The 19,439-nt window shown below is 43.3% G+C and carries 15 protein-coding genes; 10 read left to right on the top strand and 5 right to left on the bottom strand.

The window, feature by feature from the left end; translation table 11 throughout:
• Together ALT761_RS14585 and ALT761_RS14580 are read left to right on the top strand one after the other, a co-directional pair.
• Positions 1 to 1,272, top strand: a complete 1,272-nt coding sequence (locus ALT761_RS14585; RefSeq protein ID WP_129739707.1) for a dipeptidase — start codon at positions 1 to 3, stop codon at positions 1,270 to 1,272.
• Between the two features lie 80 nt (positions 1,273 to 1,352).
• A complete protein-coding gene (locus tag ALT761_RS14580; protein WP_197724982.1) occupies positions 1,353 to 1,904 on the top strand; it encodes a DsrE family protein in 552 nt (183 codons plus the stop codon).
• Here ALT761_RS14580 and ALT761_RS14575 read toward each other — a convergent pair.
• Entirely contained in the window at positions 1,901 to 3,565 is a 1,665-nt protein-coding gene (locus ALT761_RS14575) for an isovaleryl-CoA dehydrogenase (RefSeq protein ID WP_129739706.1), read from the bottom strand. The two genes, ALT761_RS14580 and ALT761_RS14575, sit on opposite strands and share 4 nt — an antisense overlap.
• 350 nt (positions 3,566 to 3,915) lie before the next feature.
• On the opposite strand from ALT761_RS14575, the gene ALT761_RS14570 reads away from it, so the two are divergent.
• The 6 genes from ALT761_RS14570 (at position 3,916) to ALT761_RS14545 (ending at position 9,396) form a co-directional block, all read left to right on the top strand.
• Positions 3,916 to 4,722 carry a PaaX family transcriptional regulator gene (locus tag ALT761_RS14570; RefSeq protein ID WP_129739705.1) on the top strand — a complete coding sequence of 269 codons (807 nt, stop codon included), beginning with the start codon at positions 3,916 to 3,918 and terminating at the stop codon, positions 4,720 to 4,722.
• A 133-nt stretch (positions 4,723 to 4,855) separates the two neighbouring features.
• The gene (locus ALT761_RS14565) at positions 4,856 to 5,968 is read left to right on the top strand and encodes a hypothetical protein (RefSeq protein ID WP_129739704.1); all 1,113 of its coding nucleotides are present in this window, start codon (positions 4,856 to 4,858) and stop codon (positions 5,966 to 5,968) included.
• A 447-nt stretch (positions 5,969 to 6,415) separates the two neighbouring features.
• Positions 6,416 to 6,880 carry a hypothetical protein gene (locus ALT761_RS14560; RefSeq protein WP_013783136.1) on the top strand — a complete coding sequence of 155 codons (465 nt, stop codon included), beginning with the start codon at positions 6,416 to 6,418 and terminating at the stop codon, positions 6,878 to 6,880.
• A 390-nt stretch (positions 6,881 to 7,270) separates the two neighbouring features.
• On the top strand, positions 7,271 to 8,149 hold the full coding sequence (locus ALT761_RS14555; RefSeq protein WP_129739703.1) for a YHYH protein: 879 nt from the start codon (positions 7,271 to 7,273) through the stop codon (positions 8,147 to 8,149).
• On the top strand, positions 8,136 to 8,756 hold the full coding sequence (locus ALT761_RS14550) for a toxin-antitoxin system YwqK family antitoxin (protein WP_129739702.1): 621 nt from the start codon (positions 8,136 to 8,138) through the stop codon (positions 8,754 to 8,756). The genes ALT761_RS14555 and ALT761_RS14550 overlap by 14 nt, the downstream gene beginning before the upstream one ends.
• Positions 8,704 to 9,396, top strand: coding sequence for an SCO family protein (locus ALT761_RS14545; protein ID WP_129739701.1), 693 nt, complete (start codon positions 8,704 to 8,706; stop codon positions 9,394 to 9,396). The genes ALT761_RS14550 and ALT761_RS14545 overlap by 53 nt, the downstream gene beginning before the upstream one ends.
• Positions 9,397 to 9,496: 100 nt before the next feature.
• On the opposite strand, the gene ALT761_RS14540 is transcribed toward ALT761_RS14545, so the two are convergent.
• Positions 9,497 to 10,822, bottom strand: coding sequence for a M24 family metallopeptidase (locus tag ALT761_RS14540; RefSeq protein WP_129739700.1), 1,326 nt, complete (start codon positions 10,820 to 10,822; stop codon positions 9,497 to 9,499).
• Between the two features lie 387 nt (positions 10,823 to 11,209).
• Between ALT761_RS14540 and glgC the strand changes: the two genes are divergently transcribed.
• Complete coding sequence (gene glgC / locus ALT761_RS14535) at positions 11,210 to 12,586, top strand: glucose-1-phosphate adenylyltransferase (protein ID WP_129739699.1); 1,377 nt, start codon at positions 11,210 to 11,212, stop codon at positions 12,584 to 12,586.
• An 85-nt stretch (positions 12,587 to 12,671) separates the two neighbouring features.
• Here glgC and ALT761_RS14530 read toward each other — a convergent pair whose 3' ends face one another.
• Genes ALT761_RS14530 through ALT761_RS14520 form a run of 3 tightly spaced genes read right to left on the bottom strand, consistent with a single transcriptional unit; the run spans position 12,672 to position 17,794 of the window.
• Positions 12,672 to 15,326 (bottom strand): M14 family zinc carboxypeptidase, encoded by a 2,655-nt coding sequence (locus tag ALT761_RS14530; protein ID WP_129739698.1) that lies wholly within the window; start codon positions 15,324 to 15,326, stop codon positions 12,672 to 12,674.
• A 13-nt stretch (positions 15,327 to 15,339) separates the two neighbouring features.
• Positions 15,340 to 16,836, bottom strand: a complete 1,497-nt coding sequence (locus tag ALT761_RS14525) for an ATP-grasp domain-containing protein (protein WP_129739697.1) — start codon at positions 16,834 to 16,836, stop codon at positions 15,340 to 15,342.
• A 13-nt stretch (positions 16,837 to 16,849) separates the two neighbouring features.
• Positions 16,850 to 17,794 carry an ATP-grasp domain-containing protein gene (locus tag ALT761_RS14520; protein ID WP_129739696.1) on the bottom strand — a complete coding sequence of 315 codons (945 nt, stop codon included), beginning with the start codon at positions 17,792 to 17,794 and terminating at the stop codon, positions 16,850 to 16,852.
• Positions 17,795 to 18,146: 352 nt separating this feature from the next.
• Here ALT761_RS14520 and ALT761_RS14515 point away from each other — a divergent pair, with 352 nt between their 5' ends.
• Entirely contained in the window at positions 18,147 to 19,250 is a 1,104-nt protein-coding gene (locus ALT761_RS14515) for a M20 family metallopeptidase (protein WP_013783148.1), read from the top strand.
• The last annotated feature ends 189 nt before the right edge of the window (positions 19,251 to 19,439 follow it).

Below are 19,439 nucleotides of genomic sequence, written 5' to 3'. Positions count from 1 at the left end.
ATGACAAATAAAACGAATACAAAGCTGTATCAATTAAACAAAGCAATGATTGGGGTAGTGGTAGCCTTAGGTCTTGGAACCACGATGGTGAGTTCTGTAACACAGGCAGCCGATACCATATCTCTAGAAGAAGCCGAAGCTATTCAGCGAAAACTAGTGACCTTGGACACCCATCTCGATACGCCTGCGCATTTGGTCAGGCCCGGGTTTGATATCATGGAACGTCATACCTATGGACATGACTTTTCACAAGTGGACGTTCCAAGAATGCAAGAAGGAGCGCTAGATGGTGGTTTTTGGGTGCTTTACACTCCACAAGGCCCGCTAACGACAGAAGGTTATCAACAAAGCCGTGATACCGCTCTACTGCGGGCGCTTGCTGTTCGCACCATGGTTACCGAACATCCAGAAACCTTTGCATTAGCACTAGAGCCCGATGATGCTAGTGAGATCAAAAAAGCCGGCAAACATATTGTCTATATGAGTATGGAAAATTCCTATCCGCTAGGGACGGATATGAGCCTACTTGAAACTTTTTATAAGTTTGGACTACGAATGGCGGGGCCGGTACATTTCAAAAACAATCAGCTTGGTGATAGTTCTACCGATCCCGAAGGCGTAAAGTGGGGTGGGCTTTCGCCGTTAGGTGAAACCTTTGTGAGCGAAGCAAATAGACTGGGGATTGTGTTAGACGGTTCCCATGCTCATGATGAAACGGTGAAAGACATGATTAAATTGTCCAAAACGCCCATCATATTGTCGCATACTGGCGTGAAAGCAATTTATGATCATCCGCGAAATATTGACGACGACTTGCTTAAGCAGCTTGCCGAGTCGGGCGGAGTTATTCAAATGAATGCTTACAGCGACTACCTTACTGCATTGCCCGAAAACCCTGAGCGTAAAGAAGCTTACAAGGGATTAATGGCAATGGTTAAACAAGGTGCTGACCACAAAGATTTGTTAGAAAAGCGTAGGGAAATAGAGCATGAGCATCCCGCGGTTAAAGCGTCGTTTGATGTGTACATGAAACACTTCTTACATGCGTTAGAAATTGTGGGGCCCAAGCACGTAGGTATTGGCGCAGACTGGGATGGCGGCGGCGGTGTAGACGACATGATGGATGTGGTTAATTTGCCCATGATTACACAACGTTTGTTGGAAGAGGGCTATACCAAAGAAGACCTAGCAGATATTTGGAGTGGTAATGCGCTGCGGTTACTTAAACAAGCCCAAGGCTATGCTGCCAGTTTGAAATCAGCGAGCAAATAGTTACACTGAATTGAAAACACGCCCTATTCATTTGGTGAGTAGGGCATTTTTTTATCTTTAAATAACATCGTGGAGCATGCATGAAATCGTTACCCCTTTTAGCGTCATCCTTTGCCGTTATAAGCGCTTTATCCACGCCTTTTTTTGCCCATGCGGGCACTGATGATTTTGCCGCAGGCCCTGTATTTGATAACCATGGCAAGCATGCGCCTGTGCCAGGTGTGAGTGTGTCGCCTCAGCAACAATTTAAAGTTGCCTTTGATGTGGCTAAAGGGGCAGATGCGGGCAAGGTAAACCGCAAATTTGATTCACTTGCCCGTTTCATTAATATGCATGTCGCTAATGGCGCTAAGCAAGAAAATATTCAACTAGCGTTAGTGGTTCACGGTTCTACTACCCTAGATGTTATTAATAACGCGACCTATCAAAAGCGAAAAGGTGAAGATAACGGTAACTTAAGTTTATTGCGTGCACTTATAGATAAGGGCGTACGTGTAATCGTGTGCGGCCAATCATCAGCAGCTAACGATGTAAGTACTGAAATGCTAATAGAGGGCGTTGAAATGGACTTATCTGCAATGACAGCCCATGCCCGCTTGAGTGAACAGGGTTACAGTACTAACCCGTTTTAATCTATGCTACTGCAAAGCATACCTTTTTTAATAATATCTAGAAAAGGCGTGCTAGCAGGCAGTGTTCCATAAGCTAAACCTTGTTGTTTACCTAACCTAGCTTCGCAAAAGGTGTTCGCCAATACATTATCTTTCTCATTGAGCAACAAGGCACCTTGCATGGCAAGGGCAGTTTGTTCTGTAATTAAACGACTACGAACCTCTAGGGTGTCGGTATCTTCGAAGGAGTCTATAAGGCTTTGCAGGTGACGATCGTAGAAGACGTTTTTCCCTTTTGCACTGTGCAATAAATCAAAAAGTGCGGCTTTCGTTTCTGGCTCTTTGTGTAATGCGCGAAGTACATCTAAGCATTGTACATTACCACTGCCTTCCCAAATTGAATTAAGCGGAGCTTGGCGATATAGCCTAGGCAAAATATTCTCTTCAACATAGCCAATGCCCCCCAAGCACTCTTGCGCTTCGTTAATAAATGCCGGGGTTCGCTTACAAATCCAGTATTTACCAATCGCCGTTGCGATACGTGCTAGGGCAGCTTCTTTCTTATCGGTTTTACTTGCATCAACGGCGCGGGCGACCCGCATGGTAAGTGCCAATGATGCGGTACATTCAAGAGTCAGGTCGGCGATGACATTTTGCATTAAAGGCTGGTCAATAAGTGTTGCACCAAAGGCTTCTCGATTACTAACATGATGATAGGCTTGTACTAACCCTTGTCTCATAGTAGCCGAAGAGCCAATCATACAATCAAGGCGAGTAAGCGATACCATGTCGAGAATCACACGTACGCCTCTACCTTCTTCACCTATTAAATAAGCAGTAGCGCCTTGAAACTCTACTTCTGATGAAGCATTGCTCCAGTCTCCCAGTTTGTCTTTCAAACGTTGAATGCGGACTTCGTTTAAGGTGCCATCAGGCATGACCCTTGGTAATAAAAAGCACCCTAAGCCAGCGTTGGTTTGCGCAAGAATTAAATGGCCGTCACACATGGGTGCAGAAAAGAAGAACTTGTGCCCCACAATGCGGTAGCTGCCATCTTGTTGTTTTGTCGCCGTGGTCGTATTGCGGCGAACATCTGAGCCCCCTTGTTTTTCAGTCATTCCCATACCGATAGACAGGCCATGCTTGTGCTCTGCTGGTAAGGTGCGGTCATCGTATTGGCCATGCACTACTTTATCTACCCAATAATCTGGTAAGCCTTTAGCTTGTCGTAGTGCAGGAATAGCAGCATGGGTCATGGTAAGAGGGCAGGTTGTGCCGGAATCTGCCTGAGAATGCATGAAAATTAACGCCGCTCTTACAACATGCGCGCCTTGTTGACTTTCATGCTGCCACGAATAATTGTGTACGTTACCCTTCATGCCCGCACTCATTAGCGTGTGGTAGCTAGGGTGAAACGCTACATCATCAATTCTGCGACCATACCGATCGAAGGGATGGAATTCGGGTTTATTTTTGTTAGCAACTTCACCGTGTTCCATTAATTCAAAGCCCGCGACTTGCCCAAATACACTTAGTTGTAATTCTACGTCAGCGTTTGGCGAAGTGACATTAGCCATCACTGCGTGCTTGAGTAATGGGTCATCTTGCCACAAGTTATAGGCAGCTAAGGGAAGTGGCTGATTCTCAACAATATGGGTATTGAACAACGTAGGTGAAGACATAACGAACTCGTCTTAAAAATTTACCAAACATTACTCTTTGTGTCTTTTTATGTCAAATAATGTAATTGAATTGGCTGCTTGTAGTAAGAAAGCTGGTTCAAGAGGCTTTACGCAAAACGTTCTGCACAAGGGCTGTATTTAGGTGTTTTGTTTAAGCGCTACGTTTACGTGCTACGTTTAAGTGCTCTTGAACACGAGTTTATATTCACGTGCTTATATTCAAGTGGGTAGGTTCAAATGCTTATGGGCAACTAAGACAGCGTAAAAAGGATATATTTTGTAAATGCTTGGCATTTAGGTAAAGTGCTCACTTGATGTCGTTTTAATTACTAAAAGATTGGTAAAGCAATATGTTACCCGAAAAACCTACCGGTAAACCCGTAGCCCGCCACTTGTTAATGAAGCTACTTGGTTCACGGCCCGGTATAAAAATGGATGCCGCAAGCGCGGTAAGAGTAGGCGCCTTGTTTGGCATTTCGGAAAATAACATACGCGTTACCCTTACTCGCTTACAGTCGGCTAAACTGCTGAAGGTGGTGGAGCGTGGTTATTATCAGTTAGGCAAAGAAGGGGAGCAATTTGCTGGCGAGATCAGCAGTTGGCATACGGCAGAGTCTAGATTATGCGAATGGCGTGGTGATTGGCTTACCGTGCTGACTACCGCATTAGCAAAGAGTGATCGTAAGGCCACACGTGCACAAGACAGGGCGCTTAAATTAATGGGCTTGAAAAAGCTCTCAGCAGACTTTTATGTTAGGCCGAACAACCTTAACGATACGGTAGGAGCAACACGAAAGCGCTTGTACCGACTGGGGTTAGATAAAGGTGCTGTGGTGTTTAACGCATCTGACTTCGCAGACGCGACGGAAAAAAAAGCAGCAGGGTTATGGCAAACCAAAAACCTCGAAGCTAGCTATGAAGAAGGATTAATTGAACTCGCGCGGTCGCGTAAGCGTATAGAAGGCCTATCACTAGATGATGCAGCAAAGGAATATTATACCGTCGGCGACAATGCCCTAAAACGGTTGGTGTTCGACCCGCTGCTTCCAGCCCCACTGGTTAATGTTGACCTTCGCAAAGCATTTCGTGCAAAAGTAGAAGAGTACGATAAGGCTGGCGCTGAAGTCTGGTATAAATTTTTAAATATAAATAAGTGAGGAAAGAGGTACGAGCACGGAGGTGCTTGCCTGATGCTATCTTTGTGGCACACTGTCATTGGAATTCCCGAAAAACGGCTGCATAGATACGCACAGATTTTCCAACTTAAATACGTGACATGGAATAAGTAGTATGACGTCAAACCGCCCCCTGTTTAAACATATTCGTAACCACACCGCGCTTTTCAGTGAATTGTCGCGTTATCGTAACATCGCGGTGCAAGGCCTCGGCCTTTCTGAGTACGAATTTCACAAAACCCCCAAGTTCGTTGCAGAAGATGGGCGTCGGCTCACTATTGAGCCAGAGCGAAGTATTGTATTACCAAATGTAGAGCAACTTAAGGGCGTAAAGAGTAAGCTTGAAAAAGCCATACCTACACTCACGATGGTTGAGCACAGCGAGATTGGTTATCGCTATCCTACTGCAGCACTGGCGGGCTTAGATGCCCCTTTTATCAAGCGAATGCGCTCTGAGTACTTTCATAAAGTTGATGAAGACAGGAGTATCTGCCGGCCTGTAAATTTATCTTACGGTATTAAAAGCCGCGGAAAAGCAGATAATCGCCAAGAGTATGAAGTGTGGATGCCTGATGAGGCACCAGAGCAAAACCCTTTGCCACTGCTAATCGATCTTTATGGTGAAGACTTACCCAACGATGTACGTCATTTTGTAGAGCAACCTTCGAAAGTGCACGGGTGGATGGGAGTTAAGCGGGCGGCATTTGAAGCCTTGTATCAAAATAAAGAAATATGTGGCGATCTGGTAATTTGTGTTGCCATGAGCGTAGACGCGTACAATATTGGCGCGCGCCCTGATTTGTCGTTTTCGCCAGAAGCTGAAAGCAGTATTGCTGCCAGCAATGCTGAGCTAGAGTGGGAAATAGAAGGTTATTACGCGCCCCGTGATTGGGAGTTTGATCACGACATGGTGTGGTCGGCAATTAACCACACATTGGCAGCTATTAATGCGCCTTTAACTGATTTATACGGCAGTACCATTTTGCCAGTTGTAGAAAGCAAGACAGAACGGATTTTGTCTACGCTTAAAGGCTTAGGTGTTCGCCAAGAGGAGATTGATGAAATGAACCTACAACCTTGGGAGTTCATGCTTAATGAAAGCTCTCATAGGGTTAAATCTCACGATCCCTCCAGACCTGTCAATCTTCTGGGTAGGCTAAACCGGCTGTTCTACCAAGAAGATCGAAAACTTCCTTCTCTAAACTGGATGCACGATTTAATCACCTAATCGCAAAAGTATAAAAGCCACCACGGCTATTAGCTTAATCATTGATGCCTGCCGCACCAAACCGGTGGGCATTTTTGTTTCAGTGACCTCATGACTTATCTGACGCAAATTTGTAAATACATATCCACTCCCTCGCACTTCATAGGTCAGCGCAATAGATCGCTTGAGCATTTTAATAACTTCAAAATCTATCTTTAAGCTGCTGAATACAGCCGTATCCAATATTAGATAACAATAATGTACGTTACATATATTCGCATTTTGTAACAACGATTGTTAAAAAGGTTAATTTTTGTAAAAAACTTACAGAATTGATGTGAAAAGTACAGTTTTTTGCCCTTTTCTGTAATTTAATTACGAAATAAGCTTTCTTTTACGTAATTTTTGGTCATAATGTACTCGTTGCTTAAGAAAACTCTAATTTTGTTACACAATAGGAATTACATTATGAAACTGTCAACTTTCGCCATTGCTCTAATCTCTTCAGTAGCGTCTTTAAATGCTTTTGCTCAAGACGTTCGTTTAAACCCAGTTAATCAAAACATTGAAACACAAGCTTGCTACACAGCCGCTACAGAAGGCTACAGAGCAGCAAAGCGCTTAATTCGTGACAACGGATTAAATGTTGCGTCTTTCAGTGCATCATTGCTTTGTAATGACGTAAGCTTAAGAAAGTTTGCTGATTTATACAGTGATAAAACTACCAGTGAAGCTAAAGGTATCGCGCTTGTTGCTAAAAACGAAGATATCGCTTCAAAAGCATGTCTAGATGCCGTTTCAATCGGTACAGAAAAAGCACTTGCTAAGCATGGCTTAGAAGGCGAAACCATTATCTGTAACCACAAAGAAATGTCAGCCTTTGTTCGTTCTTATAACGCTGAAACAGTTGTTGTACGTCCATTCTCTGAATAGTACAGCTTTACTGATATAACGTTTGTTTACAGTTTCATGGCCCACTCGGCAACTGGGTGGGCCAGTAACTTATTTTAATCACTACGCCTTCTGGTGTTAAAAATACCCCTCAATAAATATTTCCTCTCTTACTATAATCACGCAAATTTAATTTCTTTATCTAAAAACCATTACTATCCCTTACGGTTTACCTGAGCTACGCGTATCAACGGGTGTACTTTTTGTTTTCAGTTCCCTATGTTCTTTCTTATCAACAAACTCCATGGAATATGCACATTGTGCATACAAGCCCTGTGCTAATTTACTGACTATTCACGATCCTTACGTTTGTTTGCACAGTGTATAAACGTATGAATATTGCTGCAGTAAATACTAATAGAGAGAATCACCATGTCGAAAAGTCCCCACGCATTACGTGCTTTGTTTTGTGTAAGTATTTTATCGGTACTAACAGCGTGTGGCGGAAGTTCGTCTACCGATGAAACGGTAGATAGCAGCACAAGTGTTGATACCGGAACCGCAGTAGATACGGGGAACGATAGTGATTCGAGTACAACAACATGCGACTCACCTATGACCGAGCTTTCAAGTGCTTACCTTGAATTTGTTGCGGCGCCTAATGTCACCATTGTGTTGTCTGAAGATGGATGTACGGTCTCGCTAGAGTCGGCAGGCAAACCCGATCACACTTCGTCATACTGGGATTCAGGCAATGCCAGCGGCTTATATGTTGAGCCTGAAGACGAAACCTTATTTAATCAACAACGCTCTCCTGGCGACATTGAAGATTATATTAACGATTACGACTTAACTGTGCCCGTATCACCGGAACTTGCTGCAACTTCATCGGCCACGCCGTTAGGTGCGATAGGTATTGCCTTAAGCGGCGCGCCTATTTTCAACGATTCAGAAGGTACGGGGGATGTATCGCTAGGTGTAATACAAGGATTTGATCGCAATGGCGCCCACACAGGACCGCAAACTTACCACTATCATTTGGAGCCGCAAGCCATCTCCTACGATGATGACTCGCTAGTAGGCATCATGGCAGATGGCTTTTTTATCTTTGGAAGACGTTGCTATTCAACCGTAGGCTACCCGACGGATCTTGATGAATCGAATGGCCACACGTCAATTACCCTTTATACCGGTGCTTCAGAAGAAGACGCTGAATATCACTATCACGTATCGACAGAACAATACCTAAATGGCGATTATTACCTTATTTTCCCAGGTAACTTTCAAGGTACGCCGAGTGATATTAACTAAACCGCTAACCTACAAGGCACTGATGTTCTGTGTGCTTTGGCTAGCAGCAACTTGCGGGGCGGTAGCCTTTAGCGATAGACCGCAATTAGTGGTGTATGAAAGTGACATATCACTAGACAAGCAAGGCGTTCGAATTTACAAGCGTGTCCCATTTACTGGAAAAGTAGTGAGCTATCACCCCACCGGAAAACTGGCTACAGAAGATGAATTTGTTGCTGGGCGCCGCGCAGGCGTGGCAAAAAAGTGGTTTTCGAACGGCACCTTAGGTTACGAGGCTTATTATGTATCAGGGGCACGAGAGGGCAGTGCAAAAACCTGGTGGGTTAACGGTAATCTTCGCTCGGCATTTGTGTATGAAGACGGCAAAGTCGAGGGCGAGGGCTGGCGATGGTACAGAAGTGGTGCCAAGTTCAAAAAGTTTAACTATCACGCAGGCCAGCCAACAGGGTTGCAGCAAGCGTGGCGCCAAAACGGCACCTTATACTCAAATTTCGAATACAAAAATGGGCGGATTTATGGGCTTAGAAAAGCGAACAACTGTGTGGGGCTTGAAGATGAAGTTATTTCTGTTGATTACTACCAAAATCAGGCAGGTCTTAGTTTTTAGCGCACTGCTGTTGCTAGGCAGCGGCAGTGTAATAACGGTAACTTCAGCCTACGGCGCTGACGATTTATCTAACCAATTACCTTACTACAACAGCAAAGAATTTACACCGCACTGGATTGAAAGCGATAGCGAAGCGCTTAATGGTTTTCACCAAATACCGCCGTTTAGTTTCACTAATCAAGATGGTGAAGAGGTCAGCGAAAAAGATTTCGATAATAAAATTTACGTGGCGGGTTTTTTCTTTAGCACTTGCCCTGGTATTTGCCCCATGATCCGCTCTAAGTTAGCCAAGGTACAAGAAGCATTTATTGATGACGATAACGTAAAAATTCTTCAGCACTCGATTAGGCCGCATACCGATACGGTAGAGTTGCTAAAAGCTTATGCGGATAAAAATGGCATTGTGAGCGGTAAGTGGTATTTGGCGACAGGAGAGCGAGATGCTATTTATTCATTAGCAAAAAGCGCGTACTTCGCTAGCGACGATCTGGGGAATTTGCAAAATACAGAAGATTTTTTGCATACGGAAAGTTTGTTACTAATAGATAAAAATCGCCATATTCGAGGCATATACAATGGCCTTAACAGCGCCTCAGTAGATTATTTGATAGCAGATATTAAAGTGCTGAACGGTCAGTGAACGTTCAGCATTCCGACTGAGTAATAGGTCTAAGTATCAGGTTTAGCGCGTTTATCGGTGGAAAGGTACCGGGAAATAAACGCGCCGTTAGAAATCGCGGCTACTTCCCTGATGAAATGAGGTGCAGCACTTTTTGCCTTCCGTCGAGATACTCTACTCTTTCACCATCAAAAAACGCATCTTCTTCTAGCATAATGCGTATGTCCTTATCCCACTCTGGAATGTAGGTTGCGGCATTTAACTCTATGGAGTAAACCGTATTCGGATACATAGGGTAGTCGCCCTTAACAGGAACCCCTTCTTGTGCGTCCCACATTCCAATAGTGGGACCAGCTGCATGACCATGAAATCCAAGGGGATGAGTGTAAATAGCGGGAGTTAGTCCTTCTTCAATAGCTTGTTCTCGCGACATTTTTAAAATCTCGTTGCCGGTACGTCCCACTTTAAAGTTGTTCGTAAGAATATCTTGCAAACGATTACCTGCCGCTAAGGCCTTTACTATGCTTTCAGGAGGGGTCGTTTCGCCAGCTTTCAATATATAGGCATGTTGTTGTTGGTCGGTATTTAAACGCAAGTAAGTAATGCCAAAATCAACATGAATAAGGTCTCCTGGCTGAATAATATTTTCACCAGCGCGCTTGCTAAACGCTTTTATTTGATCAAATTTTTCGCTGTCGGCACGTTGGATAGATACTGATGGATGAAACCAATTTTCTAGCCCTAATGCCTTGCTTTGATCACGCAGCCACCAAATAACGTCGTCGGTGGTGGTGATTCCTGGGGTAATGACTTCATTTGAAAAAGCCGTTCCAATAAGTTTGTGGCCAATTTGAGTCAGGGTAGGGTAGTGTTGCATTTCAAGCTTGCTACGGGTTTCTAGCCAGGCTATAGCAAGTTTTTCACCTGACACAACACGGTCTTTAAAGGTAGGAGAAAGCGCGGCCATAAACTTGCGGTTTTCAGTGCTACTCATACCATCAGCAAGTGCAAATGCTTCTGACACATTCACTGCAATTCGTTTAGGGTTGCGCGCTTCAATAACTTCAGCAAGTGCTTCCCACTGATTAGGCTGAGCTTCTTTGTCCCATGCTTTTTTGAATAAATCGGTCACCGCATATCGCGCTACGGCCAGGCGTTCTAATGGCTTGTCTGCGCCTGGGTTATAAATCACTAACATGGTATGCCTGCGGGCAGATAACCATGTGGATGGCAGCATGGTTTTAATCACGGGGTCTTCATTGTATTCCCGCGACATGATTACCCACATATCAATATTAGTACGCTGCATAAGGCTGGGTAAAACCTGCTCGAATCGTTGCGTTAGTATTTCATCAACCAACTCGCTCCTTGCTTGCATATTCATGACATCCTTGGCCATACATTGCAAACTGACTAACAGTAAAACAAGCGTACAAACTGCTCTCATTCCCTTCCCTTATTTGTTTAAATTATAAGCATGTAATCATTAAAGCTAGCACAAGCTGTTTAGCTTAAGCAATGGTGACTACAATTAAGAAAGCGGGAAATTGGTTTGTTTTATTCAAGCCAATACACGTTTTATGAAAGCCAGATGAAAAAGCTATATAGCCTAGCGTTATAATGAGTATAAGCCTTCATGGGCGTGCATCGTCAATCGTATTGATGCGGATCAATACGATAAATGAAAATTCCTTGTTTACTTAGCTGTAACGCGAAAGGCATGTTGTAGAATTTTTTCAATTCAATGTCGGCAATTTTCCTTCAGTAGATAAATTAAATTGTGATTGCAGTTTAATCATCATCGATTTAGGTATTACCCTAGCCGGAGACAGTTATGAATGCAGAGATTGATTTACAGCAAATAATAGAAAATACCATGGTGTTAGTGCTAGCAGGTGGGCAGGGCTCACGGTTAAAAGCACTTACTGAAACCCGGGCTAAACCTGTACTAGAGTTTGGCAGTCATTGTCGAATCATCGATTTTCCTCTCTCAAACTGTGTTAATTCAGGCCTAAATCAAATTGCGGTACTCACCCAATATAAGTCTCAGTGTTTAATTCGGCATTTGATGCAACATTGGGGCACATTGAATAACAGTTTTGGGGGGCGATTAGATATTCTTCCTGCATCCCAGCAACAGTCTGAAAGCTGGTACCAAGGTACTGCAGATGCGTGTTTTCAGAATATTGACTATATCAAATCCAGAGCACCTAAATATGTGATGATCTTATCGGGGGATCACGTATATCAAATGGATTATCGAAAACTGCTGGCTGAACATGTGAAAAACGGCGCCGAAATGACAGTATCTTGCATAGAAGTGCCTACTAAGAATGCGGCAAATCAGCTGGGCGTATTAAGTGCTGATAGCAAAGGTCGGGTAACCGCTTTCGATGAAAAGCCATGTAAACCACACCCATTATTAGATGCACCAGAGTATTGTTTAGCTTCAATGGGCAATTATGTAGTGAATGCTGAAGTGCTTTATCGGCTACTTAAAGCAGATGCCAAAGCGTTGGAATCTGATCACGACTTCGGTAAAAACGTAATTCCAAATATTATTGAGCAGCACAAAGTGTTTGCGCATCGATTCAGAGGCGCCGATGGTTGCCAAATTCCCTATTGGCGTGATGTAGGCACCATTGATAGTTATTGGCGTGCGCATATGGATTTGCTGAATAACAGTGACATGTTGAATTTAGCCGACCCGTCTTGGCCTATCTGGGGAAGTGCTTTATCTAGCGCGCCAACCCAAATACGGGGCGGGACTCAAAAAGGCCAGTGCGACCTCAATCAGATTTTGATTGGAACCGGTTGCCAATTAACTAATTGCCGTATCCATCACACTGTTTTGTCATCCAATTGCGCAATCGGTGATGGCGCTTCACTTCAAGGGTGTGTATTGCTGCCTGATGTGACTATAGAGACCGGCGCTAAACTAAAAAACGTTATCGTAGATAAAGGTGTGACGGTTCCCGCTAATTTAGCCATTGACGATATTAATATTGCTAAGCACTTCGGTTTTTCAGTTAGCGAGAAGGGGGTTGTTTTAATTACCCAACAAGTAATAGATAGTTTTGCCGATGTGGAAATATATTTTGACGTACCGCAAAAATCGACGAGTGTAAGCCCAATCAGACCCATGCATTCAGAGCTATCAACTCGAAACATCGACCGTACTCATGCACCCAGCGCGCTGAATGAGCGTTAAGAAAAGCCTTATTGGATGCAAAAAAATAGGCGCTTTAAGCGCCTATTCTCATTCTTTACCTAGTAAACAACATGGCAATTAATAACTAATCAATTAACGGCTCATCATCGTCTTCTTCTTCCTGCTTTTCGTATTTTTCTTCTTCTACAGGAATCACTTCCTCAGAAGAATAATACACGCTGACAGGCGCTGAATAGTTAGGTACATCGTCGTAAGCAAACACTGAATAATACTTTTCAACATTGGGATTACCAAAGTTGTCATAGGTATATTCATCAGAACCTGCGTAAAGCTTCACACCATCAAGCGGTGAACGAGGCGAATGGAAGCGATTTCTTACCACAAACGCACCCACTAAATCGGCATGCTTCGGATTGCTCCAACTTAGCTTAACCTGACGATTTTCTAAGGTTACGCTTAAATTCGCTGGTGCCGGTAAAGGCTCTTTACGACGCTCAATATACTTAATCACCAACTTACACACGTTGTTACTGTGTAAGTCGTGCCAATTTACTAGCATGTTCTTTTCAGCACTTGATGACGTTGAGCGAACCACGAAATGGAAAGGCGCATGCTTCGCATGCATATCTTCCAGCGCTTCACGGCAATAACTATCAAAAATAAAGTTATGAGAGTTTTTGTCTTTAAGCTGAGCATTACTCACCTCGTAGCCAATAAACTCTTTTTTCTCTCTATTTTTAACGCTTTCATAATCAAGATCTTCAAGACCAGCCAATTCAATGGTGAAACGAATATCTTGCGATGTAGGCAAGGCATTGTCGTTACTCATTGTTAAATACGCTTCCGTGATCACGGTTTTCTTAGGATCAGGCAGATTTTCGGTTAAGAAGGTCATTTGCCCGTACACCACATCGCCGTTTGCATCGAAACCAGACTGCAGTTCGTTTTTCTTAACCTCGGCTTTTGATACCGTGCTAAGAGATGATGGCGTTAGCTCTACTTGTTTGCTTGGAAGGGTATAAATAACTTCCAAGTTGGGGCGGTAATGAATACCTGAACCAAACTTTCCGTAACCAATATCAAATTGCATCATTTGCGAGTCTGCACCTAGAGGCAGTTTTCTTGGGCCTTCAACGCGAAGCAACAAGGTACCGTTCTTAATAGATTTACGAATAATACGACGCTCAGCCACATTCAAATCCCAATGAGACCAAATACCTTGAGTTAGCTTATCTGAGCGAATTTCATCACCTAGGGTTTGAATAGGCTTCGCTTGATGAATTTGGTTAAAGTCTGTGATGTCAGAAATTTCTGATGGGTCGAGGATAGATACTGTCCATTCACCAAAATTCTCTACTTTCGCGTTAACACGGTTCATCGGATACAAGGAGAAGCTTGCATTCTTAATACGGGCTTCTTCCGGTAAGTTTTCCATATTAAACGCAATCACACCGTAACAAATACCACGGCGTTTATTCACACCTACAAACAACGAGTTGTAGCCGAAATGGTCGCGGTTTTTCTCAAGGGTATATTGGCCTACATAACCAATACCACGCTTCGATGGGAACAAACCTCTGAAATATTCATCTTCAGATAACTGCGTTTTCAGCTTAATTTCAGGGCTGAAAGGCGACTTGGTATCAGTAACTTTATTAACCGCACGTATATTGTAGAAATATTTCTGACCACTTTTAAGCTGCACATCAGTGAACGTGTGTTTGCCAATAATCGCAATAAGATTATCTTCGCGACAAGGGCTTTTCACTGTTTCTGAACGATACAGTTCAAAATAGATATCATCAGACTCTGGGTAATCCCAGCACAGGGTCGCTTCGTAAACGCCCACTGATTCAATTGTGAAGTTATCTACCCGAGCAGGTGCTTCATCAGAGTAGTTTTTCGCTTCTGAAAGTGCATAAAGTACCGCAGGCACATTTTCATCTACACTTTGCGACATGTTCGCCATGTAATCAGGAATATTGCGTGTGCCCACTTCTACCACGGCAGAGATAATACCTAACGAGTAATAATACTCACGGCCACTACCGTTAATCAGGTTTGTAGGTGGCTTGCCACGGTGAATACCGTACTGGCGACCCGTAACCTTATGGATTTCACGGTTCATATTGGCGCACAACACGTTTAAATCGGTGCCTTCAATTTCAGACTCGTGATTAAACTTATGGGCAGGGAAAAACACGTTACCTTGCGAATGATAATCTAGCGCAATGGTAATGTTTTTATGATCCAGTACGAAATCACGAATAGCGGCAGTTTCTGGCTCAGAGAACGCTGCTGGGCCAGAGTAGGTGTTTACCGTGGTATCGGCAGAGCGCTTAAAGCGAACACCAAAGTTACGGTTTAAATCTACACCAAAGGTGCCATCGCCATTGTCACGTCTATTCTTGCGCCAAAAAGAGAAGTGAGTACGAGAATATTCAAACCCATCTGGGTTTAAACAAGGCACCATATATAGCGTATTGCGGCTTAATGCCTGTTGTATAGATGGGTTGTGGTCAATATTGGTTAGCACATTATCAATAAACTTAATGGCTAACTCATTTCCAATCCACTCACGAGCGTGGATGGTTCCTGTAAAAAGCAGAGCGGGTTTACTGTCCGCAGTTTCAATGTTAGCAGAAAGAGTAGCCATCATAATTGGCCTACCTTCCCACGTCGTTCCAATGCTATGCACGCGAATAAGCTCAGGGTACTTTTCCTGAGCTTGTTCTAAAAACGCCATTGTTTCTTGATACGAGGTATATTGTTTTTTCATTATTTCTTCTTTACTAAGAGAAATCAGTGGTTACCAGCGTAGTCTTGAAATTATCCCAATGCGCGATAATTGCATCGACTTTCTTTTGCTGAATGTTTTTAACCGTCAGAAACACGCTTGGATCAGCGGTTATAGCTTCTGACGTACCCTTTTCACCCAGAGTACTGATTATCACCTCTGTAAGCTTAGGGCCTATACCTTTAACGCCACCAAAAAACGCTTCTATTTGCGGCGTTGTCAAAACCAGTTCGTCTGCTTTAGCGTCTGTATTTTTGATTTCAGGCGCGCTAGCTTCGGCAGTATCTTCGAACTCATCGTTACTTATGTTTAGTACTTTTTCGAGGCCATCGCCGTCGACTTCAGGAAGACCATCATCTTCACCTACATCTTGATTTTCCATGTGTAGGTCGGCAATGACTTCAGCTTTACTTTTGGGCGTGTAATTATCTTGAAAATTCCACGACTCACTTGGCCATTCTTCATCTAGCTGCAATTCAACAGGTAGTAATGGGTAAAGCTCAGGGTTAGTCACTGCCACTGAGTCTGCGCTATCACAACTTGGGGTATATTCACCAAAGGTAATGTTTCGCATTGTGCGTAATAACGGCGTGCGAATCTTACCCAGTTCCTCCCAGTTATACAAAGGAATATGCGGCTTCTTAAAGCGCTCTGAGCACAAGGTCCACATAATGTACTGGCCAATCCAATCGCGAATATACGGGAAGGCAGCGAACGCGGTAGCACATTCTAATATACGGAACTTACCATCAACACCTAATGCAATATCAGAAGCCCAATATTCAGCTTTAGCAGCCTTCGACGCATTCACTGCTATTTGTAATGCTTCTTGGGGCACATCAGAGTAATCCATCGAACCACCCTGACTGGTGTTGGTTAGCCATTCACCTTCTGGCGGACGACGCCAAAACGCACAAACTGGCTTGTGGCCAATCAACATCACGCGAATATCTGCCATCATCGGAACAAATTCTTGCACGTAAACCGGGTGGTATTTCTTTTTCTTAAGCAGTTCGGCTGCTTCTTTAAAGCTATCTACTTTATGTACGAAGTAGCCGCCATAGTTGGACGGTCCGTATGATTTTTTAATAATCTTTGGATAACTGGTTTTACGTAAAAAGGCCATGGCTTCGTCTTTTTCGTAAAAAATATCAGTTTTGGGAATAGGCAAGTCGTGCTTTTCACAAAAGTGGGTAACATTTTCTTTCGACTTGTTGGCGAACTGTGTGTCCATTGAAGGCAAGAAGCGAACATCAGGTAATTCGCGCGCAATTTCACGAAACGTTTCGTAAGCCGTTGCAGGAATATTACCAATAAGAATATCGATATTTTTGCTCTTCACTTCACGAACGAAACGGGCTTTGTCGTTACCCCAGTGGTAGCATACCGTTTCAATTTTATCAGGCCAGCCTTTAAAGTTAGACTTGTCGAAAAAGCGCAATACGTGGTCTAAATAGAGTAGGCCAATAGTAGGTAGTTTAGTCGTAGACATTTTACTTTCTCGTTTAAAGTTGAGAGGTTAGCGCGGCTTGCATGCTAGCGCGCTTTTCAATTGCTTTTCGCTCAATCAAATTAACGATCCGCTCGATTTTTCCTTCATTAAACGTTAATCCTGCAGCTTCTTGTTCAGGCGTTGCGAATGCAGGAATACCGTTTACTTCAAGAACTACATATTCTTCATGTTCTTGGTCATAAATCACATCAACCCCAGCGATATCTAACCCGGTAACTTTTGCTGCTTTAATCGCTAGGGCAACTAATTCATCGTTGGGTTCACGGCGAATAACAGAGCCACCACTGGTTACGTTAGTTTTCCAATCGTCTTTAGGCGCTTGACGTCCGTAACAACCCACAAACTCACCATCAACAATATCGATGCGATAGTCTGTCATGTCGTAATTGATAAAACGTTCAACGTAGAAGTGAGGAATATTGGTTTGATCCAAAAAGGGAATAAGCATATCTAAAGAACGCTCATCTTCTACTTTAACAATACCCATGCCACCCCAGCCATCGGTAGGCTTGTAGACTAAACGTCCACCCCATTCGCGAATGGTATTTTTAAGCATAGGCTTGTCTTTGGTATTACATAGTCGGTAATCAGGCGTGCGAATTCCAGCACGAGATAATCGGTGTGATGTACGCAGTTTGTCTTCAGATAACGAAAAAGACTCAAAACTGTTAAGGCACGGAATTGATTCGTTTAATACTTGATAAAGAAAAACTTGATATGGCGTTTGTTGGCCTGCATTGTATGAAAAGAACGCATCTAATTCCTCCATATTTACGTTGTGACACGTAATGGTTCCGTTATGTGCGTTTGCATGGCCTAAGTTAAGATCGGTGATTGCTTCAATATCACGATCTCGCAATTGATTAACGATTTTAGCCTGTATGGCAGTACCACCGCTGTTGCTGTACATCCACATCCCGACTGTATACTTTGGCACGACTTTTAACCCTATGTTTATGAATCGATGAATTGACATTCTGTTCGATTTAAGTAAGAAGATTTCTCAAAATAAATTTTTGCACCAAAATGGGTGGTAAATATCTATTTTAGATGAGAAATATGACATATATTAGACTTTAGGGTACGTCTTGGTACGAGGAGTCCCTCCCAAAAGCGGCGCCATTAAACGGCTAAATTGCAAACTATTCAAGTTTATTTTTTGTTCAAAATTAAATAATTTAGAATTTTGTAATGATAACGTTTGAAACGTGTATTCTGTATGTAAATTGGCCTTGATAATCAAGGGCTTCAGCGTAGTTTGGTTTTAATCAATACTTGGAATAAATAGCATGAATAGTAGTCTGGACTTTACCGAACTTGCCACCATTATATCGCTCAATTCTTACACTAAAAATAAAGCGGGTGTAGATCATAATGCTGACATCTTTAATGGGTGGATGGAACAGCTTGGGTTTTCTGTTGAAACTCATCGTCGAGAAGAAATAGGCAATCATGTTCACTATCTGTCGAAAAAAAGTGAAGGAGCAAAATTGCTCCTACTTGGCCACTTAGATACCGTATTCCCACCTGATACTTTTACGGAATTTCGTGAAGATGATGAATGGATTTACGGCCCAGGTGTATGTGATATGAAAGGCGGTAACTATATTGCGCTTACCGCACTTCGAAATGTATTTACCGAACAAGGCCACATCGCGAACATAGATATGCTTTTGGTGAGCGATGAAGAAAGTGGCAGTGACGATAGCAAATTGCTTACCAGCGAATTAGCCAAAGCCTACGATGCCTGTATGGTTTTTGAAGCGGCAGGGCCTGATCACGACGTGGTTATTTCTCGAAAAGGCATTGCTACCTTTCAAATCGAATTTGAAGGCAAAGGTGCGCATGCGGGTAACCATTATACCGATGGTATTAATGCGAACTTGGCTGCGGCTCATATGCTCATTGCACTGACTAACTTAACCGACCTTGAAAAAGGCACTACGGTTAACGCTGGCAAAATGAAAGGTGGCTTAGGTGCAAATACTATTTCCCCTAGTGCCAGCTTGACAGTAGAAGCACGATTCACCCAATCAGACGAGCGAGACAGAGTGCTGGCAGCGTTTAAAGAAGTTACGCAAAACCCTGCTGTTGAAGGGGTAAAAGTGGTCGTAACGGGTGGCTTGCAGCGAGACGTCATGCAACCGACAGAAGCGCAAGCTCAGTTTATCGTCGAGTTAGAATCTGTTTTGGGTGCGCCACTCAAGCTAGAAAAGCGCGGCGGAGTGAGTGATGCGAATGTGGTATCAGCTGCAGGCGTGCCAACCCTCGACGGTTTTGGGCCTTACGGTGATGGCGACCACACCATTCATGAACGTGCGAGCAAATCGAGTTTTGAACGCCGTATTAATGAGGTGAGTAAAATACTCGCACATTTTAATGGCGGGAAATAGGCGCTAATTCTGGCGAGTATTTATTATACGGGCCAGAGATATTTCAAGCATAAATAACTAACTGAAAATATTGATACGAATTATGAAAAGCCTGAAATCTATTCTTCAGGCTTTTTTATATGACCATGGTCAAACCAGCTTTGAAAAATGCTGTCTATCCGTTTATCTGTTCGTTTACCGCATAAATGC

The sequence above is a fragment of the Alteromonas sp. 76-1 genome, from assembly GCF_900654235.1.
GTDB classification, from domain to species: Bacteria; Pseudomonadota; Gammaproteobacteria; order Enterobacterales; family Alteromonadaceae; genus Alteromonas; species Alteromonas naphthalenivorans.
This window is presented reverse-complemented; position numbering and strand designations above follow the sequence as displayed.

Bases quoted from the DNA above. Each gene is read 5' to 3' on its own strand.
- ALT761_RS14585 (WP_129739707.1), top strand. From the start codon at position 1: ATGACAAATAAAACGAATACAAAGCTGTATCAATTAAACAAAGCAATG.
- ALT761_RS14570 (WP_129739705.1), top strand. From the start codon at position 3,916: ATGTTACCCGAAAAACCTACCGGTAAACCCGTAGCCCGCCACTTGTTA.
- ALT761_RS14575 (WP_129739706.1), bottom strand. From the start codon at position 3,565: ATGTCTTCACCTACGTTGTTCAATACCCATATTGTTGAGAATCAGCCA.
- ALT761_RS14545 (WP_129739701.1), top strand. From the start codon at position 8,704: ATGAAGTTATTTCTGTTGATTACTACCAAAATCAGGCAGGTCTTAGTT.
- ALT761_RS14540 (WP_129739700.1), bottom strand. From the start codon at position 10,822: ATGAGAGCAGTTTGTACGCTTGTTTTACTGTTAGTCAGTTTGCAATGT.
- glgC (WP_129739699.1), top strand. From the start codon at position 11,210: ATGAATGCAGAGATTGATTTACAGCAAATAATAGAAAATACCATGGTG.
- ALT761_RS14565 (WP_129739704.1), top strand. From the start codon at position 4,856: ATGACGTCAAACCGCCCCCTGTTTAAACATATTCGTAACCACACCGCG.
- ALT761_RS14530 (WP_129739698.1), bottom strand. From the start codon at position 15,326: ATGAAAAAACAATATACCTCGTATCAAGAAACAATGGCGTTTTTAGAA.
- ALT761_RS14560 (WP_013783136.1), top strand. From the start codon at position 6,416: ATGAAACTGTCAACTTTCGCCATTGCTCTAATCTCTTCAGTAGCGTCT.
- ALT761_RS14515 (WP_013783148.1), top strand. From the start codon at position 18,147: ATGAATAGTAGTCTGGACTTTACCGAACTTGCCACCATTATATCGCTC.
- ALT761_RS14525 (WP_129739697.1), bottom strand. From the start codon at position 16,836: ATGTCTACGACTAAACTACCTACTATTGGCCTACTCTATTTAGACCAC.
- ALT761_RS14555 (WP_129739703.1), top strand. From the start codon at position 7,271: ATGTCGAAAAGTCCCCACGCATTACGTGCTTTGTTTTGTGTAAGTATT.
- ALT761_RS14580 (WP_197724982.1), top strand. From the start codon at position 1,353: ATGAAATCGTTACCCCTTTTAGCGTCATCCTTTGCCGTTATAAGCGCT.